Raw genomic sequence first — 25052 nt, forward strand, 5'->3', positions numbered from 1 at the left:
TAGTTCGACAGGAATGCTTCACCGCAGAAGAGCAGCAGGTTCGTGCAGGCCAGAGATTGCGCCCAGGAGGAGAATCAAAATCTCCTGACCTGCCTCCTCGTAAGCACTCCAAAGCATGAGACGGTGAAACTGATCACTCAAGATCAGACCGTAAGAACTCTGCTTGATGTGTGAGGCAAGGTGCCGCGACGCGGCTGTGGGTTGGAACCGCCTTAGGTATCGGACGTTACGTCGCGATCACCTAAGGAATTGAACCCATGAGAAAATTTGCCCTTTTGGCTGCCGCCATCGGTTCTGGTCTGTTCGTTGGTACGCCTTTGATGGCGCAACCGGCCATTCAGTTCGGCATCGGTCCCGATGGCCGCCCGCAGATCGGCGTTCGTGATCCTCAGCAGGAGGAGCGCGAGCGGCGCGAACGGTGGCGCGAGCGTCGAGAGGCCGAGCGTGCCTACGAGCAGGGTCGGCGTGATGCGCGCCGCGATGAGCGGCGCTATGGCGCTTACGAGGAAACGTGCCGCAATGTCACGATCGTGGAAGAGGATCGTTGGGGACGCTCCGTCAGCCGGCGCGTTCGCCGCTGCGACTGATAGCTTCCGAGCCCTTGCATAAAAAGCAGGCCTTCCGGCACGTGCAAGGGTTCTTTCCCGGCCACGAATTTGTCTGCCAGGGTTAGCCTGAGGTTAACACCTCAACTCGTAGGGTCGAGGCTTCAAGGTAAAGGAGCCTCACGATGCGTACCCTCAAGAACTCGTTTGTCCTGCTTGTGTCGGCTTCCGTGCTTGGCCCGTTCTTCGTGATCTCGGCCTATGCCACGACGATCCTGGCATCCGCCTTCATCGGAAAGTAGTCCCTTCGGGAGACACGAACTGCTCGGATGATGACGGGCTTGAAACTCTCTCGGTTGCCGATCACGGCGCCCGAAGGGGCCACTTGAGGGTTTGAGAAGATTGCCCCTTGCGCCTGATCTCTTGCTCCAAACGAGCTGAGAAGTGGCGCACCCGACACGATTCGAACGTGTGACCTTTGCCTTCGGAGGGCAACGCTCTATCCAGCTGAGCTACGGGTGCTTGCGGCGATGGGCCTGAGGTTTTCCTACCTGATTACGGGCCTGAGGGCAACCTCTCCGCTCACGAGGTTGGCGGCAGGACCAGGGCGAGGGCTGCCTCGCTCATGATCCGGAACTGGCCCGGGGCCAGGTCCTCCGGCAGGTCGAGGGCGCCGATCCGATTGCGGTGCAGGACGGCGACGTGGTTGCCCACGGCCGCGAACATGCGTCGGACCTGATGGTAGCGCCCTTCCGTCACCGTCACATGGGCACTTGTCGGGGAGAGCACCTCCAGCTGCGCCGGCAGGAGCGGCTTGTCCTCGCCTTCCAGCATCAGGGTCCCAGCGGCGAAAATCTCGGCTTCATCTCCCTTCAGCGGCCGGTCGAGGGTCACGTGATAGCGCTTGGAGACATTGGCGCGGGGCGAGATGATCCGATGGAGGAGATTGCCGTCGTCGGTCATCAGCAGCAGCCCCGACGTTTCCTTGTCGAGGCGCCCCACCGTCGAGAGCGCCGGGTCGCGCCGGCGCCAGCGGTCGGGCAGCAGGCTGTAGACCAGAGGTCCTGCCTCCTTATGCGAGCAGGTGACACCCAAGGGCTTGTGCAGCATCAGAATGATGCCGGGCGGCGGATCGAGGGGCTTGCTCTGGACCTGCATCCGCTCCGAGAGATCGCGGGTGACAGTGATGCGCTGATCGGAATCCTCAATCTCTTCCCCGTCCAGGGTCACAAGCCCAGCCCGGACGAGCTGCTGCACCTCCCGGCGGGAGCCATAGCCGAGATTGGCGAGCAGCCGGTCGAGGCGCAGGGTCGGTGTCTTGCTCATTTCATCGCCTCATAGATCTTATACCCGCCGGCCTCCACCTTCAGGGTCACGCGCCGGAACATCGGTTTCAGCACTCCCTCGTAGGGCAGATGCCGGTTGGCCACGAGCCAGAGCACCCCGCCGGGCCGCAGCGACTCGGCCGCGCGGCGAATGAAGCTCTGGCCCAAGCTCTGGTCCTCGGCGCCGCCATCGTGGAATGGCGGGTTCATGACGACGAAGTTGAGACCGGTGAGGCCGGAGCCGCTCCGAATGTCGGCCCAGCGCGTCTCGGCGCGCGGATCGACGATATTGCGGGCGGCCATTTCGAGGGCGCGGCGGTCGATGTCTAGCATCGCAAGATGCTCCACCGTCGACGAGGCCAGGATCGTGCGGGCGAGAACCCCGATGCCGCAGCCGAAATCCGCGCCCCGGCCCTTGAGTGGGGGCAGATTCTGCTCCAGCAGCACGCTGCCGGGATCGAGACGGTTCCAACTGAACACGCCGGGCCAAGTCCAGAGACCCAGCCCGTCGTCAAAGCGTGGACCGCCTTCAGCGAGCGCCTCATCGACACCGGTCAGAAGCGATGGTCGTTCGCAGGTGCAGATGCGGTAGTGCCGCCGGGAGGTCTCGGAAACCGTACAGCCGAAGGTCTTGAGCTCTTTGGCGATCCGGGAGCCGCCCTTGTCCTTGGGCGCGAGAATGGTCAGGGCCCCACCGGGAGCGAGCGCCCGCAGCGCCAGCGCGATGGTGTAGCGCCGTTCGACGGTGCCGGGCGGCGCCAGCACCAGCAGATCACTGAACGAGCCTTCCGGTTGCTCTTCCAGCTTCGCGGCGCCTGGGATCAGAGGCGAGAACTGGGTTGCGCCGCCAGGCGCCTCGGCCAGTTCGGCCGGTGGCGTGCCGTAGACGCCGCTTCGTGTCGTGGTGTGCAAACTAATGGCCTAATGGTGAACGAGGGCGTTCTAGTCCACCACAGCCCGCACGGCAAACCTCAAGGCCGTTCAGTATTTCAGGCGCAGCGCCCGAACCTCCTGCACGCCGCCCGCGCAGGTGATGCGGGCCCTGGGGCAGGCGGAGACATAGACCGGCGTCGGGCAATAGGTCTGCATGAAGCTCTCGTCGATGGCGCAGGTGACATGCACGCGGTAGGCCTGCTGCGGAACGCCCGGCACGTCATGCAGCACCGAATAGCCGAGCCCCTGATCGGCGAGTCTCGCGATGGGGCGCGTCATCTGGACCTGGCTGGACCGGACGCCGACAACCGTCCCGACATCCGCCGCCAGAGCCGCCGACCCCATTAGACCTGTGGCGAATGCCATTCCGACCAAAAGCTGCTTCATGCTGCGCCTCATTGCATTGTCTCGCCACCCCCTGCTCATCCTCGCAGAGGAAGGATCATGCAGGACTAATGCAAAGCTCAGCTTCGGGATCCACGCTGCACGAAGGATTAACCAAGCCTTGAACGCCCTGGAGCCATCCGGCCTGTTTTAAGCAACCGGTAGGATCTTTGGCCCGATAAACACCGCCCGACAGAACGTGAACTGACCAGGATCCCATGCACCACATCCATCTCGCTGAGGGTATGCGGCTTCGTTTTCCGGCACGCAGCGCCGATTTCGACCAGGGGGTCGAGATCGGGATCGTGGCGGCGTTGATGAGCCAGGATCTGACGGAATTTTCCCGCAGGATCTCCCGTGAGAATCTGGGCCAGGTGCGCGCCCTGGTGGAGCAGTTCGGCTACCGGCTCGTCGAAGGCTCGGAGGATGGAGACTTCATCGAGATCAACTTCCTCAGCCGAACGGCGCGCCCGCGCCTTCGCGTCGTCCATTCGGGAGCGTGAGGCCAGCCTTCAGCCCTCAGGGCGAAACTTCCGCTCCATGGCGCGCACGCGCTCACGATAGGCCGTGTAGAGGCCGCTGAGCGCGATGATCCCGGCCCCAGTAATCGTCCAGGCATCGGGAACCGAGCCGAACACCATGTAACCGAGGCTGCCGGCCCAGATGAGCTGAACGTAGGAGAAGGGCGCAATCGTCGACGCATTGCCGTGCCGGTAGGCGAGGACGATGAACCAGTGTCCGATGGCGAACAGCACTCCCATGCTCAAGCCCAGGCCGATCTCCATCGCATTCGGCGTCTCCCAGTTGAACGGCATGAGCGCGCTCAGCACCACGGTGCCAACCAGGGCGGAATAAGCGAGCGTCGTAAACGCATGATCGCCCACGATCTTGCGGGTGACGACGGCGCCCACGGCCCAGCTTGAAGCAGCGATCATCGGCAGAAGGGCGGCGAGCTGGAACGCTCCCGTTCCAGGTCGAACGACGATCATGACTCCAAGAAAGCCAACCGCTGCCGCACTCCAGCGACGCCAGCCGACCGTCTCGCCGAGGACGAGCACCGACAGGGCCATGATCAGGATCGGCGAGACGAAGAAGATCGCCGTGGCATCGGCCACCGGCAGATAGGGCAGGCTCGCGATGAACAGGAGCGAGGAGCCCACCATGCCGAGTCCCCTGAGCACCTGAAGCTTCGGATTCCGGGAGCGCAGGAGCGCCGGCCCGCCCTTCAGCAGCACGACCGGGATGATCACGAGCGCGAAGGTGACGTAGCGCATCCACGCCACCTCGGGCGGCGGCAGCGTGGTGGCCAGTTGCTTGGTGATCACGTCCGCCACCGAGAACACGATGGTGGAGGCGATCAGGAACAGGACACCCCGCAGCGGCGATGAAACCGGCGGGCTTGAGGGCTCCAAGGGAGGAGCGCTCACCCGAGAGGCGCTCACCCGAGCGGCGGGAGAGGAGGTCATGACGCGCTCAAAAAAGAGGCTCGCGCGGTGGCCGCGACGAGCCTGAGGGTCTCAAGTCTGGAGGATATAGCGGCTTATTCAATACTGTTTTCGCCAGCAGAGAAGTGCAAACTCAGCACACATCACATGCTTTGAGCGAATGGACGATGCGGTAAGCAGGCCTACACTTGCGCCAAGGGCATAGGATAGCGGAAGCTCAGGACGCTTATGCTGAGCCGGTCGGGCAGGCGCGGGAAGACCAGATGACGGATGATTCGCTGGAGAAGCCGAGCCGCTTGTTGAGCGGAACACCGGCCTTTCGCCGCCTGAACCTGGCGCTGTTCGCCGCCGGTTTTTCCACATTCGCCATCCTCTACTGCGTTCAGCCCCTGCTGCCGGAATTCTCCCGCGAGTTCCATGTGAGCGCCGCCGTGAGCAGCCTGTCTCTCTCGCTCTCCACCGGCCTTCTCGCCGTGGCCATGCTGGTGGCCGGCTCCCTGTCGGAGGTCATCGGCCGCAAACCCATCATGGTGGCCTCGCTCCTGCTCTCGGCTCTGCTCACCCTTCTGTCCGCCCTGGCGCCCAACTGGACCAGCCTGCTCATGGCCCGGATGCTGATCGGGATCACCTTGAGCGGGCTCCCGGCCGTTGCCATGGCTTATGTGAGCGAGGAGGTCGATCCGAAGTCCATCGGACTTGCCATGGGATTGTTCATCGGCGGCAATGCGGTTGGTGGCATGTCCGGGCGGATCATCGGCGGCGTGCTGACGGATCTGGGCTCCTGGCGGCTTGCCATCGGCCTCATCGGCTGCATCGGTCTGGGTTCGGCTTTCGCCGCCTGGCGAAGCCTGCCGGCCTCCGCCCATTTTCAGCCGCGTCGGGCCCGTCCGGTGGATCTGGTGCGTTCCATGGGCGAGCACCTGCGGGATCCGGGCCTGCGCGCGCTCTTCGCCGAGGCGTTCCTCCTCATGGGCGGCTTCGTGACGCTCTACAACTATCTCGGCTACCGCCTGACGGAACCACCCTATTCCTTGAGCCAGAGCGCCATCGGGGCCGTCTTCGCGGCCTATCTGATCGGCACCTGGAGTTCAGCCTGGATCGGGGGCTTGGCCGATCGGCTCGGCCGCAAGCGGGTGCTCTGGGTCGTGATCGTCATCATGCTGGCTGGCGTGGCCCTGACCCTCTTCGACCATCTCCTGCTCATCATCGCGGGAATCGTCGCCGTGACGTTCGGTTTCTTCGGCGGTCATTCCATCGCCAGCAGTTGGGTTGGCAGCCGAGCCGCGAGCGCAAAGGCGCAGGCCTCGGCACTGTACCTGTTTTGCTACTATCTCGGGTCCAGCGCGATCGGCACCCTGGGCGGCGTGTTCTGGGCCCGTGCAGCTTGGCCTGGGGTCGCCGGCCTCGTGACCGCTCTGCTCGTCGCGGCCTTGGCTCTTGCCCTATGGCTGGCAACTCTCCCATCCAGCCATGGCAAAGCGAACGCCACCGACTCTTAGTCCATCAGCGGTCGCTATGGTTTCTTTGGAATTTGGCAGATCTTTCAGGCTATTTCTACAAACTGTTACAATATAATTATAACGTATAAATAGGCTATATGCTCAAGCCTAGGCTACAATAATCGGTGTTCAACCATGTTGAACGTCTTATTGTTGCCCCATTAGCCTCCATTTTGCACACCCAACACAACGAACAAGGGAATGCATCGTGGATCAACGCAAGGTAACGCTCACACTCGCAAGTTTGTTCATCGCCGGATCGGCTCTCTTCTCTGCCTCTGTCGCGCAGGCTGAGCCGGCCAAGACCTCCGGCAAGGTCCTTCAGAGCGGTCCTGCCTCCTGGTACGGACCAGGATTTCACGGACGCAAGACGGCGAGTGGCGAAACCTTCAACACCAACGATATGACCGCCGCCCACCGCACTCTGCCCTTCGGCACGAAGGTGAAGGTGGTGAACAAGAAGACCGGCAAGTCCGTGGTGGTTCGTATCAATGATCGTGGTCCTTACGCCCATGGCCGCGTCATCGATCTCTCGAAAGCCTCCGCGCAGGCGCTCGGGATCTCGGGCGTCGGTTCCGTCACCCTCGCCCAGCTTTAAGCCAGGCAATTTTCAGACAAGTTCATTTCATCACCTAGTTATTGCGACCCATCCTGGCCGGAGCTTCCGGCCAGGATATTCATGGAACCGGGATGCCTTTCACCCGCTTTTCCCCAGTCACCTTTTCTCGAGAAGAGGCCTTAGGAAACGCATGAAGATCGGCTCGCCGCTCGCAACGAAATCCGCTCTCCTGACCCTGCTGATGGCTATCGGTCCCATGGCTGCGGCGCAGACGGGGCGTCCGTGGGTCGACCCTCCCGGAGCGGGCTCAACGGTGCCATCCCAGGCCCCGGAACCTCAAGCTCCTGAACCGGGCAGGTCGGCTCCTGCCGCCCCACCCCAAGCCACCTCAGCGCCGCCCCCGGCACCCGCAGCACCGCCGGCACAGACAGCTCAGCCACAAACACCGATCATGCGGCCTGATGCGCCTGCGACCCGCCAAGCGCAGCAGCCCGAAGTGGCTCCCGCTCCAGCGGCTCCAGCCGCCCCGGCGCCCGTAACGACCGCGCGGCCCAAGCAGGATCCCATCGACGACAAGCGCGAGGCACGGGCTGCCACGGCAAAGCGATTCGCCATCGATTACCTCGACTCATGGTCGGCCCCCAACGACACCGCTCTCGAATCGACGGCAGCCTTCTATGCGCCCCGCGTGCTCTTTCACGGGCGTGAGGTGACCATGAAGCGCCTGTTCGATGAAAAGCGCCGCTTCGTTAAGCGCTGGCCGGAGCGGGACTATCGTCCGCGCGAGGATGGAATTGGCACGACATGCAATCCGGCAGGCGAGATCTGCACGGTGCATGCGGTGTTCGACTACACGGCGACCCATCCCCGGCGCCGCCGAGTGTCGCATGGCACGGGCGCCCTGCAGCTCGTCGTGCATTTCATCGGCGACAGACCCGTCATTGTTGCAGAACACAGCACGCTGCTCGGTCAGGAGCGCAAGCGAAACCTTGCCCTGGAGGGTGCCTCGAATGATTGACGAAACCAACACTCACGATTCCTCCACGGATCCGCGCCGCAATTGGACCCAAATGCGGGAAAGAATGCGCGAGACGATCCATGCGGAGCTCGACAAGATCAACCCGACCGATGACTCCCGCCGCGCTCTGGAACTCATCATTGAGTCTTCGCTGCGCCCGTCGGAGGTGGATGGCGCGCTGAAACTCACCGTCATCGACCAGGACGGCAAGCCCCGGACGATCGAGAAGGACGGGCAGCAGAGAGAGTTCACCCTTCAGGATCTGCTGGAGGAGCTGCGCGGCCGATATGGCGTGCTGTTCAGGTCGGCAAAGCCCGAGTCGACCGCCCCTATGCAAGCCGAGCAACGTCCGGAAAAGCGTGAGAAGCCGCAGCGGGACTGGCTCAAGCTGGACGATGGAGGGCAGAAGCCCGAGGTCGAAGCGTCGCCATTACGAGCAGAACCTGCTCCACTTCAGAACCCTCCCCTTGGAAAGCCACGCATTCACGACTGGTCTCGCAACGCACTCAGCAGCTTCAAAATCTCTCTGGCACCAAAGCGAGGCTCGAAAGACGAGCCCGGAGACAAGGTCGCTCCGGCAGCAGCCGAGCATGAGCAGGTCGTCTTCGGTGGAATGCGCACGCGCTCCTGGGCACGTCCCGGCATCGCGTTGGGGGCGGTTGCGCTCGTTGCCCTTCTGGGCGTCGGCGCCTTCCTGTTCCAGGATGAGGAGACACCCGCTCCTCAGGCCAGCGCGGCAGAGTCCACGGTGGCCAGCAATGAAACGGCAAGCCCCCTCCAGGATCCCGAGCCCTCGACCACCGGCTCGACAACATCCTCCGCCTCATTGCGCGGGGTGCCGGACGTGATCGACACGGCCACCCTGTCCCTGAAAGGCGAAGTGGTGCGCCTGTTCGGCGTCGAGTGGGCACCGGGCGGCGGCAAGCCGGAGGAGCTGACCCGCTATCTCAACGGCCGCGAGGTGGCCTGCGAGCCGGCCGGCTCAAACGATGTCTATCGCTGCCAGGTCGGCAATCAGGATCTGTCGCGGGTCGTGCTGTTCAATGGCGGCGGACGGCCGACGAACGATGCGACGCCGGATCTGCAGGCCGCAGCCGACAAGGCCCGCGAGGCCAAGATCGGCGTATGGGGCAAGCAGCAGCCATGAAAAAGCGGCCCCGCGTGAACGGGGCCGCTTATCTCTCGCTGCACTGCATCTCAGGCGCGCGCTGCGACCGGGGCAGGGATTTCGATCTCGATCTCAAGGGTCGAGATGTCCGAATCGCGGTTCATCTTCACCTGGACGTTGTCCTGCTCCACCATCACGTGGCGGCGGACGACGGCCAGGATCTCCTCCCGCAATTGAGCGACAAGATCGGGCTTGCCCCCGACGATGCCGCGTTCGTGCGCCAGCAGGATCTGCAGGCGCTCGCGCGCTACGGGCGCGGAGGTGCGCCGGTTGAAGAAACTCAGGAGATTCATGCAGCCCTCCGTCCGAACAATTTGCCGAACAGGCCCTTCTTGTCGGTCGGGATGGTGAGTTCGACGGTTTCGCCCTTGAGACGGCGCACGGCATCGAAATAGGCCCGGCCCGGCGCGCTGGCAGGATTGTTGAGCGTCACCGGCGAACCGACGTTCGATGCCCGCAGAACCTCTTCGCTCTCGGGGATGATGCCGATGAGCGGGATGGAGAGGATCTCCAGCACGTCGTCGACTTTCAGCATCTCGCCGCGCTCGGCACGAACGGGATCGTAGCGGGTGAGCAGCAGGTGCTTCTCGATGCGCCCGCCCTTCTCGGCCAGTTCCGTCTTGGAATCGAGGAGTCCGATGATGCGGTCGGAGTCACGGACCGAGGAGACTTCCGGGTTGGTCACCACGACGGCCACGTCCGCATGGCGCATGGCCATGGTCGCGCCGCGCTCGATGCCGGCCGGGCTGTCGCAGATGATCCAGTCGAACTTCTCGCGCAGTTCGTCGAGCACGCGGGCCACGCCCTCTTCGGTCAGCGCGTCCTTGTCGCGGGTCTGTGAGGCGGGGAGCAGCGACAGGTTCTCCAGCCGCTTGTCGCGGATGAGCGCCTGGTTGAGCTTCGCGTCGCCCTGCACCACGTTGATGAGATCGAACACCACGCGGCGCTCGGCTCCCATCACGAGATCCAGGTTGCGCAGGCCGACGTCGAAGTCGATGACCACGACCTTCTCGCCGCCATGCGCCAGCGCCGCGCCCAGAGCTGCCGAAGACGTTGTCTTGCCAACGCCGCCCTTGCCTGAAGTTACGACCAAGACTTTGGCCATTGTCGTCTCTCTTTCTCTCAATCCATTGTTTTCAGGATGATGGAATCGCCATCCAGGTTCACTTGCACGGGCTGACCGAGGAACTTGCCACCCAGATCGTCAGCGGTCTTGTAGAGACCATCGATCGCAATCAATTCGGCCTCGAACTTGCGGCAGAAGATGCGAGCCTTGCCGTTGCCCGTGCATCCGGCAATCGCCCGGCCGCGCAGGGAGCCGTAGACATGAATCGAGCCGCCCGCGACGATCTCCGAGCCCGAGGCGACGGAGCCCAGGACCGTCACATCGCCTTCCGGGTGCAGGATCGACTGGCCTGAGCGCACGGAGCCCTCGATGAGCAGCGACTTCTCCGGCACCGGCGCATCGCCGAAGGGCGAGCCCGCGGCCGCCATCGCGGCATTGGCTGCATCCGGCACGTCGATATCGCCCGTGGGCTTTCCGCCGCTGATCTGCGGCGGCATGTCGGCATCGACGTTCTCGGGCGCGGCGCCCTCGAGTCCGATGACGCGGATGTTGCGCATCTTGAAGGCCGCGAGCAGGAACTTCAGCTCGGATTTCGACGGCTTCAGGGAGGATACATCGGCAATGATGGGACGCCCGGTGAAAAATCCGGGAGAGCGCTCGGAGACGGCATCGAGATCCTCGAGCCAGTCCCTCAGCGGCACTTCGGGCGCGAGAACCAGGGCCATGAAGGACCTGCCGCGGAAGCGAAGAGACGGACGATTTCGAACGGCAATGGTCACGGGAGTTCAGATTCCTTTAATGCCGTATGATTTCGACCGCTTATGGTTAACGGACGGTTAAAGGAGGCACCGAGGGCTCATAAATTTCTTAATGCCGCAGCCGAGCCGCAGGACAGCCCGTTCAGGATCCGAAAAGGAAGATAAGAAATTCAGCTCCTGCAAGGAATATAAAGATAAAACCTATCTCTTTTTGATTATTCTCTATCCCTTCATGAGTACTAATCCGGACGCAAAGTACAATTGACCATAGGTTTCACAAGAATACGATGACCGTTCTTTCGTTTCGTTTTTCATTCCCTCACTTTTACTCAATTCATAATCCGTGAAAACGAAGCGATCGAATCGACGAACAGCCATAAGGCTCCTCCGGGGAGGACAAGAATGTCGGGTCGGTTTTCGGTTTTCTCTTTCATGCGCAGTCGTTTCGGTCACCCCTTTGCTCGGGCTGCCACTGTTGCAGCCTTCCTGATTTCCGGCGCGATCGCCGCATCGGCTCAGACGGCGCCGTCCTTCAACCCGTCCCGCGCCAATTCGGGCACGCTCGGGGTGATCTCGGGGGGTGCGGACGGCACCTACATCCGCATCGCGGCAGATCTCGCCAATGTGCTCGACGGCGAGGATCTGCGCGTGCTGCCGATGATCGGCCGCGGCTCCCTGCAGAACCTTCGCGACATCATGTTCCTGCGCGGCGTCGATATCGGCATCGTGCAGATGGATGCTCGCGAGCAGTTGAAGGCTGAAAAGCTGCAGGATAGCGCGGTCCGGCGCCTGCGCTTCATCACCCGCCTCTACAACGAGGAGGTGCACATCATCGCCAACCGGCAGATCACCGATATCCGGCAGCTCGACGGCCAGAAGGTCAACATCGACAAGGCCGGCAGCGGCACCAATCTCACCTCGCGCCTCATCTTCGAAAAGCTCGGCATCAAGCCAGAGGTCACAACCTTCGATCAGGCCTCGTCCTATGCGAAGCTCAAGTCCGGTGAGATCCAGGCCGCCGTCTATGTGGCCGGGCGTCCAGTGCGCGCCATCGCGGAATTCCAAACCGACGGGCGCTTCCATCTTCTGCCGATTCCATTCGAGGGCGAGATTGCCGAGAGCTACTTCCCGGCGCGCTTTGCCAATGCCGACTACCCGCAGCTCGTCGACGCTGCCAAACCCGTCGAGACCCTGGCCGTCGGGAGCCTGCTGGCCGTGTTCAACTGGCCGGAAAACTCCGACCGCTATAACCGCGTGAAGCGCTTCGTGGATGCGTTCTTCTCCCGGTTCGACGAGTTCCTGCAGCCCGGTCGGCACCCGAAATGGAAGGAGGTCAATCTCGCGGCCGACGTCCCTGGCTGGGAGCGCGTGAAACCCGCGCAGGATTGGCTGGATCGCGCCGTCGCGACCCGCAATTCCTCCCCGCAGGTTCAGAGCTTTGAGTTCTTCATGAACAACCGGGGGATCAACGTCTCCGCGCAGGAGCGCGAAGTTCTGTTCCGTGAGTTCCTGGCTTGGCAGGGCGACCGGGAGAAGGCGCTCCGGAAAGTGAACCGGCAGGACTGACGCATCACGCAGGACCCAAAGCCGAAGGCTGCCCCTCAAGCCTTCGGCGATAACAACAGGAGGTCCGACATGATTGGGTACACATCATCTGGATCACGCCGTTTCATCACTGAATTGCTGACCACCACATTCCTCAGCCTCGCGCTTCTCGGCTCTGCGGCTGCACAGGATCCTCCCCGCATCGCTTCTGGCGCAGAGGCAGAGAGCAGCCCTCTCGACAGCGTCCCTGCGGCGAGGGACCTGCAGAATCTGCTCCCGCTTCTGCTGACCTCCTCGGATCGGCGTCAGCTTGCAGCCGACCTCGAGGGCTCGATCCGCAAGGGTGACCTGAAGGCGGCAGAAACCAGTCTCAACACAGCCATCGAGGTCGGCACGCTTGCGATCGTACTCTCCGACCATCTGAGCAATCCGAACCTGCTCAAGGCGCTGCAGGACCTCAACGTTCAAGCATCTGCTCATGCGCCACCGATGCAGGCTTCTGCAGCGGCTTCTGCAGAGACTTCACCGGGGGCTTGCACGACAACTGCCGATATCAGCAATGCCAACTTGGCCGAACTCCAAGACGCTCTCGAGCAGGAACGATCTTATAGCGGCATGGTCTCTCAGACCCTGACGGCCCTGATGCAGGAGCACAACGCTCTTGCTGCTCGGCTCGAGGCGGACACAACTTCTCAAGATGTTAAATCGGCAGAGATGCAGCAGGCCTTGCAGCGGGAGCAGGATCGCAGCGGAACCCTTGAGCAGGAAGTGGAGAGGCTGAAGGAGGAGTACCGAACCCTGCAGGCTGCCAAGGAGCAGGCCTCCGTTCCGGCGGCTGTTACCACGTCGGACGATCAACTGCGGCAGGAGCGCGAACAAAAAGACCTGGCGGAGCGTCAGCTCGCCGGTGCTCTCAAGGATCTGAAGGAGCTGCAGGGTCTCAAGGACGAGATCGTGGCTTCGACAACAACCCGGATGGCCGAGTTGGAGAAGGCCCTGGCACGCGCCCAGATGCGGGACGATATGCTGACGCAGGAGCTGACCGCGACCGGTGACGAGCTGCGTACCCTCAAGGAGCCTCGTCAGCCGGGTCCCGCTCCTGTGGTGTTCCGGCTTGCATCAACGGGCGCGGAGCCGCCCTTGAGCGCACCGCAGCCGGAGGCCGTTCCTGCGCCGGCAGCTCAAGCGAACCTGCTGCCACCTGAGAGCCTGCCGGCTGCTCAGGACGCCACATCGTCATTGCCCGTCAAGGTTCCTGCCCCCGTGGTCGTCGCGGCCTTGCCGAACAGCATGTCACCTTTGCCCATGACGAGCGTGCCGCCGATCAGCGGCGAAACTTCGGTTAAGGCCGAGCCCGCCAAGACGGACGACCGGCTCGTCTCCCGTGCCGAGGAGCTCTTGCATAAAGGCGACGTGAGCGGCGCACGCCTCGTTCTCGAACGCGCGCTTGCGAACGGCCATGCTCGTGCGGCATTCCTGCTGGCCGAAACCTTCGATCCCAATGTGCTCTCGAAGCTCGGCACGATGGGGCTCAAGGGCGATGCGGCGAAGGCGCGGGAGTTCTACACGCAGGCGCAGGCCTTAGGGATGGTTCAGGCCCGGGAGCGGCTGGAGGCTTTGCGATAGAGGCGTAAAGGTGAGAGGTGCCCGGATCTTAGAACGGCACCCACTCGCCGCCCTCGGTGAGCGAGTCTACGGCGCGCTCCAGGGCTGTGCCGGCATCGAGCAGCTGCTGGGCGGTCTGCTGGATCTGCAAGGGAGGGCCCGGTAGGCCGGCCACGTGCTCCGTCAGCTCCCGCACCCGCTCGATCAGCTCGATGAGATCGGCCGCGAGCGTCGCCCGCTCCTCTGCCTCAGTGGCAATGGACCGGCCCGGCTTCAGGCGGGGGGCGAGAGGGATCACGTTCGACATGGGTTGAAAGTCTTCTTTTGTTCTGCCGAGGGCAATGGAGTGCCCCTGCGTGATCCACAGCAAACCGCAGCCATAAGGCCAGCCAAGCTGTCTGGCGACTCCTTTTTACAGAGGCGCCGCTCCCTGGACAGCTTCAGCTCAATGGCTTGACTCCATTATCTTGGAATTACATTCTAGTTTAATGGATGAAATCCCGGACATCAGCACCCATCTGGCCCTTCGCCTCCGCGACCTCCGCACGGGAGCGGGCATGACGCTCGATGGCTTGGCCGAACGCACAGGCGTCAGCCGCTCCATGATCTCCCTCATTGAGCGTGGCGAGAGCAGCCCGACGGCGGCCGTTCTCGACAAACTGGCCGCAGGGCTTGGCGTGACGCTTGCGTCCCTGTTCGCCGAGCAGGAGAGCACAGCCGCCTCTCCCCTGTCGCGGCATGACGATCAGCGGATCTGGCGCGACCCGGAGAGCGGCTACATGCGGCGCAACCTGTCCGCGGCGGGCTTCCCCTCCCCCATCGAACTGGTGGAGGTGGTCCTTCCGGCCGGTGCGCGGGTGGCCTATGATACCGGGCAGCGGGCTACGACTGTTCATCAGCAGATCTGGATCATCGAGGGCGCCATCACGCTCACTCTCGGGGATGAGACCTATCGTCTTGGCACCGGCGACTGCCTTTCCATGCGCCTCGACCAACCGATCGTTTTTCGCAACCTGACCGATGACCCTGCCCGCTATGTGGTGGCGCTTGCCACCGACCCACGCGCCAGCACCAGTCTTCACCGATGAGACACAGCCTATGAGAGAGCCCGTCACCATCCGTCCGCTCACCCCGCAGGACGCTCACGAGCACATCGCCGCCCTATCGGCCGTGTTGATCGACTGCGTCGAAGGCGGCGCCTCGGTCAGCTTCATGCTGCCCCTCACCCAAGAGCGAGCCGATGCCTTCTGGCAGGGGGTTGCCGAGGGTGTCGCCGCCGGAGAGCGGATCCTGCTCGTCGCTCAAGACCCCTCCAGCGGCATGATTGTCGGCACGGTCCAAGTCATCCTCAAGCAGCCGGAGAACCAGCCCCACCGGGCCGATATCGCCAAGATGCTCGTTCACAGCCAGGCCCGAAGGCAGGGGGTCGGGGCCGCCCTGATGCGGGCGGCCGAAGAGGCGGCGGCAGAAGCCGGCAAGACCGTGCTCGTGCTCGATACGGTGACCGGCAGTGACGGGGAGCGTCTGTATGAGCGGGCCGGCTGGGTGAAGTCGGGCATCATCCCGAACTATGCCCTTTGGCCCAAGGGCGGGTTCTGCGACACGACCGTGTTCTACAAGCAGATTTCCGCCGCCTGACCGCCACCTTCGGTGGGGCCCATGATTGCACTCGGCGGGCGTCCGTCCTATGCCTGACATCCTGAACCATCCTGCCCTGCCGTCATCACCACCAGACTGATCATCATGGAATTGTCCACTGCGGCGCTGCTGGCCGCCTCGGGCCTTGCGGCCGGCCTCGTCAACGCCATTGCGGGCGGCGGCACCTTCTTCACCTTCTCGGCCCTCGTCGCCGCCGGTCTTCCGCCGGTTGTGGCCAATGCCACCAGCGCGGTGGCCGTCACGCCGGCGAATCTCTCCAGCGCCTGGGCCTACCGACGGGAACTCGCGGCGAATGCCCGGCGCTTTGCGGCGCTGGGCATCGTCAGCCTCATCGGCGGCCTGGGCGGCGCCTACATCCTCACCGTCACCAACAACGATGCCTTCCGGCAGCTCGTGCCGTGGCTGCTGCTCTTTGCCACCGTGCTCTTTGCCGCAAGCCCGAAGATCGTCGCGCTGGCGCGGGCCATCGGCAAACAAGAAGGCGATCATCCGTCCACGAAAGCGTGGGCTGCCGGTCTCGCATTCCAGACGGGTGTTGCCGTCTATGGCGGCTTCTTCGGCGCCGGCATGGGCATCGTCATGCTGGCGGCGCTCGCCATCACCGAGGGCGACGACTTCCATCTGATCAACTCCGCCAAGCATCTCTGCTCGACGCTGATCCAGTTGGTTGCTGTTGTATTGTTCGTGGTAGCAGGTCTCGTGAGCTGGCCTGAGACGATCATCGTCGGCGCAGCCTCGGTGATCGGTGGTTATCTCGGCGTGGTGTTCGGTCGCCGTCTGCCGGCGAGCATGATCCGCTGGCTCGTGATTGCAGTCGGCGCCGCACTGACACTGTATTTCTTTATTCGCTGAATTCGATAACCATATTCGAAATAGCGCGACCCCGAGCGGCTTTTTGCCGGCCGCTGCCCGATTCACGCCACAACCATGCTCCTTCCTGCACGTCTCGATTCTGAGTTGTCGCAAAAAGGAAATGACCGTGGCTGAATCCCAAAACATGTCAGGACTCGATGGAACGCAATCGGTGAGCGCCCTCGGCCTGCGGTGGGCTGCCTTGCGCGGCATGCTGAACTCGCCGCTGATCATGGTCGAGGAACAGCGGCCGCTGCGGGATGAATTGTTGCGCGAATTGTCCACGATCGAGCAGGATTTCAGCGATCTGCCGTCGCGCAACACGATGGAAGTCTCGGCGAAACTCGACATCGCGAAATCGGCTTTGCGCGAGCGCGTTCAGAACGGAGAAACCTGGCTCATCGATCTGATCGACAGCATCCAGGCCGATCTGCATTCGCTTCACGCAAAGGCACCGACTGCGGCAACCCATTCGACTGGTCGCTCGCCCGCCAATCTCAGCCGCCCGCAGCAGCAGCGCGCTGAGGAAACGGCCAATACACCTTCAACTGCGGAGACGAGCACGTCGTCCGCCGCCTGATGAAAATAGGCCGCGTCTGATCCTTTTCAGGCGCGGCCCATGACTGCAGGCGCGCAACGTTGCTGCGCTACACGAGCCCGGGATCGATTGTGCTCTTCCTCTCGAGCCATGCGGGAACGGGCAGGTTCTTGCCGCGCAGGAACTCCGGATTGAACAGCTTCGACTGGTAGCGCGTGCCGTAGTCGCACAGCACGGTAACGATGGTATGCCCGGGCCCAAGCTGCCTCGCGAGCCGGATCGCACCCGCAACATTGATGCCGGACGATCCTCCGAGGCAGAGCCCCTCATGCTCGAGCAGATCGAAGATGATCGGCAGCGCCTCCTCGTCCGGAATCTGGAACGCCACATCGATGGGCGCGCCTTCCAGGTTCTGCGTCACCCGTCCCTGACCGATCCCTTCGGTGATCGACGTGCCGGTCGCCTTGAGCTCGCCCGTCTGAACCCAGTTTGCGATAGCGGAGCCCATGGGATCGGAAAGCGCAATCGTGATCTTCGCGTTGCGCTCCTTCAACGCCATGCCGACGCCGGCGAGCGTCCCGCCCGTGCCGACCGCACTGACGAAGCCGTCGACCTTGCCGCCCGTCTGCTCCCAGATTTCCGGTCCCGTGGTTTCGATATGCGCCTGCCGGTTGGCCACATTGTCGAACTGGTTGGCCCAGATGGCGCCGTTCGGCTCTTCTTTTGCCAAGCGCTCCGCCAGGCGCCCTGAGACCTTCACATAGTTGTTGGGATTGGCATAAGGCACCGCCGGCACTTCGATCAGCTCGGCGCCGGCCAGGCGCAGCATGTCCTTCTTCTCCTGGCTTTGGGTTTCCGGGATCACGATCACGGTCCTGAAGCCCATGGCATTGGCGACGAGAGCCAGGCCGATCCCGGTATTGCCCGCCGTGCCCTCAACGATGACTCCGCCCGGGCGCAAAGCTCCACGCCTGACCGCGTCCTGGATGATGAAGAGAGCCGCGCGGTCCTTCACCGACTGTCCGGGGTTCATGAACTCGGCCTTGCCGAGAATCGTGCAGCCGGTGAGTTCCGATGCCTGGCGGAGCTTGATGAGCGGCGTGTTGCCGATGGCGTGGGGAACGTCAGGCTGGATCGTCATCAGGTCATACCTCGTTGCGGGAAAGCGCTTCGTCCTCGGTGTAGGAACGCATAGCGAAGGCTATTTCCATAATCACATCGATTATATGTAATTACCAAGCTAATTACACATCTTGACGTTCTTTATAACGAACGTCATGTTGGTTGTGCAAGGTGCACGAGGCACTTGGCATCTCCTTTCCACGCAGCTTTAGGAATCACCATGTCCAGCTCTGCAGTGGCATCGCCTCTTTCTCTAGGAAACCGCGCGAGCCTGACCATCAACGCTCCGGCCACCTTTGCGGCTGCAGCCGGGATCATCGGTGGCGCAGCCCTGCTGGGCGCCATCATCAATCCGCGACAGGCGGCGCTGTACGTGCTCGGGGCGGCGCTCGGCCTCGTGCTCTATCATGCAGCCTTCGGCTTCACCTCGGCCTGGCGCGTCTTCATCGCGGACCGCCGCGGCGAGGGTCTGCGCGCCCAGATGGTGATGCTCGCCATCGCGTCCGTGCTGTTCTTCCCCGTTCTCGCTGCAGGCACCCTGTTCGGCCAGCCTGTCGCCGGCAACGTGTCGCCGGCAGGCATCGGCGTGGTGTTCGGCGCCTTCATCTTCGGCATCGGCATGCAGCTCGGCGGCGGCTGCGCCTCCGGCACGCTCTATACAGTGGGCGGCGGCTCCACCCGCATGCTGATCACGTTGGCTGCCTTCATCGCCGGCTCTGCCATCGGCGCCGCGCACCTGCACTGGTGGGTGGCGTTGCCGAGCCTGCCGGCCATCTCGATCATCAAGGCCTGGGGTCCCTGGACGGCACTCGCCTTCCAGCTCGCCCTCTTCGGTCTCATTGCGGCCGTCACGGTGGTGTTCGAGAAGCGCCGGCACGGTCGTCTGATCACGGCCGACCCGTCGCCGCGCCAGGGACTTGCCCGCTTCCTGCGCGGCCCCTGGCCCATCGTGGCAGGCGCGGTGGCGCTGGCGCTCCTGAACTTCGTGACGCTCTATCTCGCCGGTCGTCCCTGGGGTGTAACCTCGGCCTTCGCCCTGTGGGGCTCGAAGATCGCGGCCACCATCGGCTTCGACGTGGCGAGCTGGCCCTACTGGTCGTCGCCGGCCCGTCAGGCGGAGCTCACCGGCAGCATCTTCAACGACATCACGACGTTGATGGATTTCGGCATCATCCTGGGTGCGCTGCTCGCCGCCTCTCTCGCCGGGCGCTTCGCGCCGACGTGGAAGGTTCCTCTGCGCTCGGCCGTCGCTGCCATCGCGGGTGGCCTGCTCCTCGGCTACGGCGCCCGCCTTGCCTATGGCTGCAACATCGGGGCCTATTTCTCCGGCATTGCGTCTGGCAGCCTGCACGGCTGGGTCTGGCTCGTCGCGGCCTTTGCCGGCAACGTCCTCGGCACCCGCGTGCGTCCGCTCTTCGGCCTCAAAGTGGAGCGCGTGAAGCTCACCGGCTGCTGAACCCTGCACCGGGTTTAAAAAAAGGCCTTCCGGTATGCGCCGGAAGGCCTTTTTTGTTTCTGCAAGAAATCCGAATCGCGGCCTGTAGGATGAAGGGTCGAAGCGTCGCGGCTTATGCCGCAGCCATCCCTCTCACCTGACGGATTTGATCAACTCGCCCAAGGCCATGAAGTCACTCGTCCGGGACGAGCTGCGTCGCCAGGCTAGACCGACGACACGCATGGGAGCTTCCTCGGGAAACGCGATGAGTGCCACCCGCTGCCGATCGACCTCCGTTTTGGCGCAGAGCTCGGGCAGCAGCGTGATCCCGTGCCCTGCCGCCACCATCTGCATGATCGTCGTGAGCGAGGCGGCACCGAGCGCCTTGCGTGCCTGCATGTTGGCGATCTGGCAGAACTGAAGCGCCTGATCGCGCAGGCAATGCCCTTCCTCCAGCAGCAGCAGGCGCTCCTGCCCGATGCGGCTGCGCAGGTCGCTCTTGCTCCAGTCCGGAGCCGCTTGGCGCTGAACGGCGATGAGGAAGCGGTCTTCGAAGAGCGGCATGGTTGCAAGCTGCGGTGAATCGACCGGCAGGGCGACCAACACCGCATCCAGTTCCCCTCGGATCAGTTCCTCCACCAGGGCATTCGTCTGCGTCTCGCGGATCTGAAGGTCGAGGGTCGGATAATGCGTCGTGACCTGAGTCAGAATGTCCGGCAGCAGGTAAGGGGCGATCGAGGGAATGATCCCAAGCCGAAGAGGCCCTGTGAGAACGCCCTGATGCTGGCGTGCATAATCGGACAGCTCCCGCACCTGGCTGAGGATGGCCTCGGACCGTGCCGCGATCTCCTGCCCGGCTGCGGTCATGGCAATGGTGCCGCCACGGCGTTCGACCAGTTCCACACCGAGTTCCCGCTCCAGTTCCTTGATCTGCATGGAGAGGGCCGGCTGCGTGACAGCGCATTGTTCGGCCGCCATGCCGAAATGCTTTGTGCGGGACAATGTTTCGAAGTAGCGCAGCTGTCGGAGGGTGACCATACGATCAGAATATCTGATCGCTCTGCTCAATCAACACAGCCGGCTCTAATGGCTCAAAACAAACAGGCATCCCCTTATGGCCCGCTATCGCAGCGGCTTCCGGAGTGCGTATCAGCTGAATGTCATGTGATCGATTCCCGCCTCGTTTCCTGCGGGCCGACCTCGAATGACAGAAGGTCAGTGCTTCACCTCACAACATCCCCTCGCCCTGCAGAAACGGATTGCTCTGACGCTCCTGTCCGATGGTGCTCATGGGGCCGTGGCCGCAGATGAAGGTGATGTCGTCGCCCAGCGGCAGGAGCTTGTCCTTGATCGAGCGGATCAGCGCCTTGCCGTCGCCGCCGGGAAGATCCACGCGTCCGACGGAGCCCTGGAACAGCACGTCGCCCACGAGCGCGAAGCGCTGATCTTTCGACACCAGCACGACGCTTCCGGGCGAATGGCCGGGACAGTGCAGCACGTCCAAGGTGAGATCGCCGACAGTGACCGTGTCGCCCTCATTGAGCCAGCGGTCCGGTGTGACGGCGCGCGCCGGAAAGCCATAAGCCTGCCCCTGTTCCGCGAGCCGGTCGAGCAGAAAGCGGTCTGCCTCGTGCGGGCCTTCGATGGGGACGCCGAGATCCTCCCGCAATTCGGCCGCGCCCCCCGCGTGATCGATATGGCCGTGGGTGAGGATGATCTTCTCGACGGTGACGCCGCTCTGCGCGATCGCCTCACGAATGTTGTCGAGATCGCCGCCGGGATCGACCACGGCCGCCTTCTTGGTCTTCTCGCACCACAACAGGGTGCAGTTCTGCTGGAACGGCGTTACGGGGATGATGGCGGCGCGAACGTCTGGCAAGGTCTGATCCTTTGCTTGTCGAAGAGACACATATGACCAGCAGGCGCATCTGGGAAGTCTCTGACATCGACGCCGCGTCGCTTGACCTTGTGCTGCCACGGTTCACATAGTCCCTCACCGAATCAAAACGAGGACACGAGCATGGAAACCAGGGCCGCCGTGGCGTGGGAGGCTGGCAAGCCGCTCACCATCGAGACCATCCGCATCGAAGGACCCAAGGCCGGCGAGGTGCTCGTGGAGGTGATGGCAACCGGCGTGTGCCACACGGACGCCTATACGCTCTCGGGCCTCGATTCCGAGGGCAAGTTCCCGGCGATTCTCGGCCATGAGGGCGCCGGTATAGTGCGCGAGGTCGGCGCTGGCGTGACGACGCTGAAAGTCGGCGATCACGTGATCCCGCTCTACACGCCCGAGTGCCGCAACTGCAAATCCTGCCTGTCGCGCCGCACCAATCTCTGCACGGCGATCCGCTCGACTCAAGGCCAGGGCCTCATGCCCGACGGCACGAGCCGCTTCCGCTGCGATGGCGAGACGGTGTTCCACTACATGGGCTGCTCGACCTTTGCGAACTTCACCGTGCTGCCGGAGATCGCGCTCGCCAAGGTGCGCGAGGACGCCCCCTTCGACAAGATCTGCTACATCGGCTGCGGCGTCACCACGGGCATCGGCGCGGTGCTCTATACGGCGAAGGTCTGGCCCGGTGCGAACGTGGTGGTGTTCGGCCTCGGCGGCATCGGTCTCAACGTGATCCAGGGCGCCCGCATGGTGGGCGCCGACAAGATCATCGGCGTCGACATCAACCCGGCCAAGGTCGAGATGGCCAGGAAGTTCGGCATGACCGACTTCATCAACCCGAAGGAGATCGGCAACGACAAGGTCGTGCAGGCCATCGTCGATCTCACAGGCGGCGGCGCGGATTTCTCGTTCGACGCCACCGGCAACACGGACGTGATGCGCCAGGCGCTCGAATGCTGCCACCGCGGCTGGGGCGAGAGCATCATCATCGGCGTGGCGGAAGCCGGCAAGGAGATCGCCACCCGGCCGTTCCAGCTCGTCACCGGCCGCGTCTGGAAGGGCACGGCCTTCGGCGGCGCGCGCGGGCGCACGGACGTGCCGAAGATCGTGGATTGGTACATGGAGGGCAAGATCAACATAGACGATCTGATCACCCACACCATGCCGCTCGACGAGATCAACACCGCCTTCGACCTCATGCACGAGGGCAAGTCGATCCGCTCCGTCGTCGTCTACTGATCGGGAGAGGCATGTTGAGTTTCGAGACCGTATCGCAATCGCGCTGCTTCAACGGCACGCAGTTTGTCTATCGCCATACGTCGCGGGAGACCGGCACGCCCATGCGGCTGGCGGTCTTCGTGCCGCCGCAGGCGAAAGACCGCAAGGTGCCGGTGGTGTGGTTCCTCTCGGGGCTGACCTGCACGGAGGAGAATTTCACCGTGAAGTCGGGTGCGCAGCGGGTCGCCTCGGAACTCGGCCTGATGCTGATCGCGCCCGACACCAGCCCACGTGGCGAGGGTGTGCCGGACGATCCGGAGGGCGCTTACGATTTCGGCCTGGGTGCCGGCTTCTACGTGGATGCGCTTCAAGAGCCATGGGCGAAGCACTACCGCATGCGCTCCTATATCGAGCGCGAGCTGCCGGATCTCATCGCCGAGAGCCTGCCGGCAGATATGAGCCGCCAGGGCATCACCGGCCACTCCATGGGCGGACACGGAGCGCTCACCATCGCGCTCCGCAACCCGGATCGCTTCAAGGCCGTCTCGGCCTTCGCGCCCATCGCGTCGCCGATGAACTGCCCCTGGGGCGAGAAGGCCCTGTCGGGCTACATCGGCGCCGACCGCTCGGCCTGGCGCGAGTACGATGCCTGTGTGCTGATCGAAGGCGGTGCGCGCCTGCCCGACCTCCTGGTCGACCAGGGCAGCGGCGACAGCTTTCTCGAAAGCCAGCTCAAGCCGCAGCTGCTGGAGGAGGCCTGCGCCAGGGCAGGTCAGCCCCTGACCCTGCGTCGCCAGGAAGGCTACGACCATTCCTACTTCTTCATCGCCACCTTCATCGAGGATCACCTGCGCTGGCATGCACAACGGCTTGGCATGTAACGCTCGTCAAAGCCTGGGGCAGACCCTCAACCTATGCCGAACAGCTCAGGGTGTCTGAGCTGCAAGGCCTGGATCAGCACCAGTGTCTTCATGTCCGTGACTGTGCCCTGCTGCAGCATTCCCATAAGCTTATCGAGGCCGATCTCCAGCACCTCGATGTCCTCATGCTCCTCGGCCAGGCCTCCACCCTCCTCCACCCGGTCGGCGCCCGTGTAGGGGGCTAGGAACAGGTGCAGGCGTTCCGTGGTGATGCCGGGGGTGGACCATGCGGTGACCACCCGTTCCAGGGTCTGAAGGCGAAGGCCTGCCTCTTCCATGGCTTCGCGCTTGGCGCAGGCCTCCGGCTCGTCCTCGTCGAGCAGCCCGGCCACGGCTTCCAGGAGACTGGGCTGCCCCTCCACATGCATGACAGGCGCACGGAACTGCCGAACCAGGATGACTTTGCGGGCCTGCGGATCGTAGGGCAGCACGGCCGCCGCATCGGCACTGTTGAGGACCTCCCGGGCCATGGTGCGGCCGTCCGGCATCCGGACCATCAGCTTGAGAAGCTTGCGCCAGCCCTCATGGAGGGTTTCGACCTGCTCGATCTTATAGCCTGACACGTCCTGCTCTCTCCTGTTCACTGTGTTCAACCTATGACAACACCCGAAACGCTCAAGTTGTCCCTGATCTCATAATGAAGCTTAAGAGCAGCTTCGTGCGTTAAGGCAGGATACCGCTAAGGAGAGTGGCGTGCTCGAGGATCTGGTTTCCGCCGTCAGGACAAAGCAGGCGATCCTGTTCGCCGGCGCCGGCGTCTCCATGACGGTCGGCCTGCCCTCCTGGAGCACCCTGATCGAGCACATCGCGGACGAACTCAAGATCGACCTCTCCGACTTCAAGGGCACGGACCTCAACTACCTGACGCTCGCGGAATATTACCGGCTCAAGCAGGGCAGCATCGGCCCCCTGCGCAGCTGGATGGACCGGAACTGGACCATTCCGGACGACACGCTCAGGAAGTCCCGCGTCCACGAGCTGATCTGCAAGCTCGACTTTCCGATCGTCTACACCACGAACTTCGACCGAAACCTCGAGACCGCCTACGACCTGCACGGCAAGGAATACGTGAAGATCGTCAACGCGAAGGACATCGCCCGTGTCCGCGAGGGCGTGCCGCAGATCGTGAAGTACCACGGCGATTTCGATGACGATGGCTCCATCGTCATCGCGGAGACCGATTATCTGGAGCGCCTCTCCTTCGAATCGCCTCTCGACATCAAGTTCCGCTCCGATTCTCTGGGCAAGACCATCCTGTTCATCGGCTACAGCATGACGGATCTCAACATCCGCTTCCTGATGCACCGGCTCTGGAAAACGTGGGCCGGGTCGGGCTACGAGCGCGACCGGCCGCAATCCTACGTGTTCATGCTGCGCGCCAACCCGGTGGAGCAGGCTGTTCTCGAGCAATGGGGCCTGCAGGTGCTGATGGAGAAGGAGTGCCCGCCGGAGAAGGCGCTCGAGAAGTTCCTGACCAACCTCAGCAAGGCCGTCGAGAGGGACGAGGATAGCGTCTGATTGGCACCGGCACCGCCTTGTGCCAATCTGCCCGCCCTTCAAGTTC

28 protein-coding genes and 1 tRNA gene are annotated in these 25052 nt (G+C 63.3%); 16 read left to right on the forward strand and 13 right to left on the reverse strand.

What is annotated here, in order from left to right:
* Positions 1 to 257: 257 nt before the first annotated feature.
* Positions 258 to 587, forward strand: a complete 330-nt coding sequence (locus JKL45_RS01065) for a hypothetical protein (RefSeq protein ID WP_201859259.1) — start codon at positions 258 to 260, stop codon at positions 585 to 587.
* 403 nt (positions 588 to 990) lie between these two features.
* Here JKL45_RS01065 and JKL45_RS01070 read toward each other — a convergent pair.
* From JKL45_RS01070 to JKL45_RS01085, 4 genes are all read right to left on the reverse strand, one after another.
* Positions 991 to 1067 (reverse strand) — tRNA-Arg (locus JKL45_RS01070).
* A gap of 60 nt (positions 1068 to 1127) precedes the next feature.
* A complete protein-coding gene (locus JKL45_RS01075) occupies positions 1128 to 1871 on the reverse strand; it encodes a pseudouridine synthase (protein ID WP_201859260.1) in 744 nt (247 codons plus the stop codon).
* On the reverse strand, positions 1868 to 2782 hold the full coding sequence (locus tag JKL45_RS01080) for a class I SAM-dependent methyltransferase (protein WP_210345628.1): 915 nt from the start codon (positions 2780 to 2782) through the stop codon (positions 1868 to 1870). Before JKL45_RS01080 ends, JKL45_RS01075 begins: the two co-directional genes overlap by 4 nt.
* A gap of 69 nt (positions 2783 to 2851) precedes the next feature.
* Complete coding sequence (locus JKL45_RS01085) at positions 2852 to 3190, reverse strand: hypothetical protein (protein WP_201859261.1); 339 nt, start codon at positions 3188 to 3190, stop codon at positions 2852 to 2854.
* 215 nt (positions 3191 to 3405) lie between these two features.
* Here JKL45_RS01085 and JKL45_RS01090 point away from each other — a divergent pair, with 215 nt between their 5' ends.
* Complete coding sequence (locus JKL45_RS01090) at positions 3406 to 3690, forward strand: hypothetical protein (RefSeq protein ID WP_201859262.1); 285 nt, start codon at positions 3406 to 3408, stop codon at positions 3688 to 3690.
* A gap of 9 nt (positions 3691 to 3699) precedes the next feature.
* Here JKL45_RS01090 and JKL45_RS01095 read toward each other — a convergent pair whose 3' ends face one another.
* Positions 3700 to 4653, reverse strand: coding sequence for a DMT family transporter (locus tag JKL45_RS01095; RefSeq protein WP_201859263.1), 954 nt, complete (start codon positions 4651 to 4653; stop codon positions 3700 to 3702).
* A gap of 242 nt (positions 4654 to 4895) precedes the next feature.
* On the opposite strand from JKL45_RS01095, the gene JKL45_RS01100 reads away from it, so the two are divergent.
* The 4 genes from JKL45_RS01100 (at position 4896) to JKL45_RS01115 (ending at position 8855) form a co-directional block, all read left to right on the forward strand.
* Positions 4896 to 6131 (forward strand): MFS transporter, encoded by a 1236-nt coding sequence (locus tag JKL45_RS01100; protein WP_201859264.1) that lies wholly within the window; start codon positions 4896 to 4898, stop codon positions 6129 to 6131.
* A 208-nt stretch (positions 6132 to 6339) separates the two neighbouring features.
* Positions 6340 to 6729, forward strand: coding sequence for a septal ring lytic transglycosylase RlpA family protein (locus tag JKL45_RS01105; protein ID WP_201859265.1), 390 nt, complete (start codon positions 6340 to 6342; stop codon positions 6727 to 6729).
* Positions 6730 to 6880: 151 nt separating this feature from the next.
* The gene (locus JKL45_RS01110) at positions 6881 to 7708 is read left to right on the forward strand and encodes a hypothetical protein (RefSeq protein WP_201859266.1); all 828 of its coding nucleotides are present in this window, start codon (positions 6881 to 6883) and stop codon (positions 7706 to 7708) included.
* The gene (locus JKL45_RS01115; protein ID WP_201859267.1) at positions 7701 to 8855 is read left to right on the forward strand and encodes a hypothetical protein; all 1155 of its coding nucleotides are present in this window, start codon (positions 7701 to 7703) and stop codon (positions 8853 to 8855) included. Before JKL45_RS01110 ends, JKL45_RS01115 begins: the two co-directional genes overlap by 8 nt.
* Before the next feature lie 50 nt (positions 8856 to 8905).
* Here JKL45_RS01115 and minE read toward each other — a convergent pair whose 3' ends face one another.
* Genes minE through minC form a run of 3 tightly spaced genes read right to left on the reverse strand, consistent with a single transcriptional unit; the run spans position 8906 to position 10667 of the window.
* On the reverse strand, positions 8906 to 9169 hold the full coding sequence (minE, locus tag JKL45_RS01120) for a cell division topological specificity factor MinE (protein ID WP_036354060.1): 264 nt from the start codon (positions 9167 to 9169) through the stop codon (positions 8906 to 8908).
* The gene (gene minD / locus JKL45_RS01125; protein ID WP_201859268.1) at positions 9166 to 9981 is read right to left on the reverse strand and encodes a septum site-determining protein MinD; all 816 of its coding nucleotides are present in this window, start codon (positions 9979 to 9981) and stop codon (positions 9166 to 9168) included. Before minD ends, minE begins: the two co-directional genes overlap by 4 nt.
* A 17-nt stretch (positions 9982 to 9998) precedes the next feature.
* The gene (gene minC / locus JKL45_RS01130; RefSeq protein ID WP_210345629.1) at positions 9999 to 10667 is read right to left on the reverse strand and encodes a septum site-determining protein MinC; all 669 of its coding nucleotides are present in this window, start codon (positions 10665 to 10667) and stop codon (positions 9999 to 10001) included.
* Between the two features lie 435 nt (positions 10668 to 11102).
* Between minC and JKL45_RS01135 the strand changes: the two genes are divergently transcribed.
* Complete coding sequence (locus tag JKL45_RS01135) at positions 11103 to 12266, forward strand: TAXI family TRAP transporter solute-binding subunit (RefSeq protein WP_201859270.1); 1164 nt, start codon at positions 11103 to 11105, stop codon at positions 12264 to 12266.
* Between the two features lie 69 nt (positions 12267 to 12335).
* Positions 12336 to 13871: a coiled-coil domain-containing protein gene (locus JKL45_RS01140; protein ID WP_201859271.1), complete on the forward strand. Its 1536-nt coding sequence runs from the start codon at positions 12336 to 12338 to the stop codon at positions 13869 to 13871.
* Positions 13872 to 13899: 28 nt separating this feature from the next.
* Here the strand turns inward: JKL45_RS01140 and JKL45_RS01145 are convergent, their stop codons facing one another.
* Positions 13900 to 14157 (reverse strand): hypothetical protein, encoded by a 258-nt coding sequence (locus JKL45_RS01145; RefSeq protein WP_201859272.1) that lies wholly within the window; start codon positions 14155 to 14157, stop codon positions 13900 to 13902.
* Positions 14158 to 14338: 181 nt separating this feature from the next.
* Here JKL45_RS01145 and JKL45_RS01150 point away from each other — a divergent pair, with 181 nt between their 5' ends.
* The 4 genes from JKL45_RS01150 to JKL45_RS01165 all read left to right on the forward strand — a co-directional run bounded on the left by JKL45_RS01150 (position 14339) and on the right by JKL45_RS01165 (position 16941).
* A complete protein-coding gene (locus JKL45_RS01150; protein ID WP_201859273.1) occupies positions 14339 to 14938 on the forward strand; it encodes a helix-turn-helix domain-containing protein in 600 nt (199 codons plus the stop codon).
* Between the two features lie 10 nt (positions 14939 to 14948).
* Complete coding sequence (locus JKL45_RS01155) at positions 14949 to 15488, forward strand: GNAT family N-acetyltransferase (RefSeq protein ID WP_201859274.1); 540 nt, start codon at positions 14949 to 14951, stop codon at positions 15486 to 15488.
* Between the two features lie 105 nt (positions 15489 to 15593).
* Positions 15594 to 16361, forward strand: coding sequence for a sulfite exporter TauE/SafE family protein (locus JKL45_RS01160; protein ID WP_201859275.1), 768 nt, complete (start codon positions 15594 to 15596; stop codon positions 16359 to 16361).
* Between the two features lie 43 nt (positions 16362 to 16404).
* The gene (locus tag JKL45_RS01165; protein WP_201859276.1) at positions 16405 to 16941 is read left to right on the forward strand and encodes a hypothetical protein; all 537 of its coding nucleotides are present in this window, start codon (positions 16405 to 16407) and stop codon (positions 16939 to 16941) included.
* A 67-nt stretch (positions 16942 to 17008) separates the two neighbouring features.
* Here the strand turns inward: JKL45_RS01165 and JKL45_RS01170 are convergent, their stop codons facing one another.
* Positions 17009 to 18040 carry a cysteine synthase A gene (locus tag JKL45_RS01170; protein ID WP_201859277.1) on the reverse strand — a complete coding sequence of 344 codons (1032 nt, stop codon included), beginning with the start codon at positions 18038 to 18040 and terminating at the stop codon, positions 17009 to 17011.
* Positions 18041 to 18241: 201 nt separating this feature from the next.
* Between JKL45_RS01170 and JKL45_RS01175 the strand changes: the two genes are divergently transcribed.
* Positions 18242 to 19477: a YeeE/YedE family protein gene (locus JKL45_RS01175; protein WP_201859278.1), complete on the forward strand. Its 1236-nt coding sequence runs from the start codon at positions 18242 to 18244 to the stop codon at positions 19475 to 19477.
* A gap of 132 nt (positions 19478 to 19609) precedes the next feature.
* Here JKL45_RS01175 and JKL45_RS01180 read toward each other — a convergent pair whose 3' ends face one another.
* Both JKL45_RS01180 and JKL45_RS01185 read right to left on the reverse strand, forming a co-directional pair.
* The gene (locus JKL45_RS01180; RefSeq protein WP_201859279.1) at positions 19610 to 20494 is read right to left on the reverse strand and encodes a hydrogen peroxide-inducible genes activator; all 885 of its coding nucleotides are present in this window, start codon (positions 20492 to 20494) and stop codon (positions 19610 to 19612) included.
* Positions 20495 to 20684: 190 nt separating this feature from the next.
* Positions 20685 to 21335 carry an MBL fold metallo-hydrolase gene (locus JKL45_RS01185; RefSeq protein ID WP_201859280.1) on the reverse strand — a complete coding sequence of 217 codons (651 nt, stop codon included), beginning with the start codon at positions 21333 to 21335 and terminating at the stop codon, positions 20685 to 20687.
* A 141-nt stretch (positions 21336 to 21476) separates the two neighbouring features.
* On the opposite strand from JKL45_RS01185, the gene JKL45_RS01190 reads away from it, so the two are divergent.
* Both JKL45_RS01190 and fghA read left to right on the forward strand, forming a co-directional pair.
* A complete protein-coding gene (locus JKL45_RS01190; protein WP_201859281.1) occupies positions 21477 to 22589 on the forward strand; it encodes an S-(hydroxymethyl)glutathione dehydrogenase/class III alcohol dehydrogenase in 1113 nt (370 codons plus the stop codon).
* Positions 22590 to 22603: 14 nt separating this feature from the next.
* Positions 22604 to 23449: an S-formylglutathione hydrolase gene (fghA, locus tag JKL45_RS01195; protein WP_281401657.1), complete on the forward strand. Its 846-nt coding sequence runs from the start codon at positions 22604 to 22606 to the stop codon at positions 23447 to 23449.
* A 26-nt stretch (positions 23450 to 23475) separates the two neighbouring features.
* Here the strand turns inward: fghA and JKL45_RS01200 are convergent, their stop codons facing one another.
* Positions 23476 to 24051 (reverse strand): NUDIX domain-containing protein, encoded by a 576-nt coding sequence (locus JKL45_RS01200; RefSeq protein WP_312896895.1) that lies wholly within the window; start codon positions 24049 to 24051, stop codon positions 23476 to 23478.
* A gap of 130 nt (positions 24052 to 24181) precedes the next feature.
* On the opposite strand from JKL45_RS01200, the gene JKL45_RS01205 reads away from it, so the two are divergent.
* Positions 24182 to 25006, forward strand: a complete 825-nt coding sequence (locus JKL45_RS01205; RefSeq protein ID WP_201859283.1) for an SIR2 family NAD-dependent protein deacylase — start codon at positions 24182 to 24184, stop codon at positions 25004 to 25006.
* Positions 25007 to 25052: the final 46 nt, after the last annotated feature.

The organism is Microvirga soli, from assembly GCF_016734765.1.
Lineage (GTDB): Bacteria > Pseudomonadota > Alphaproteobacteria > Rhizobiales > Beijerinckiaceae > Microvirga > Microvirga soli.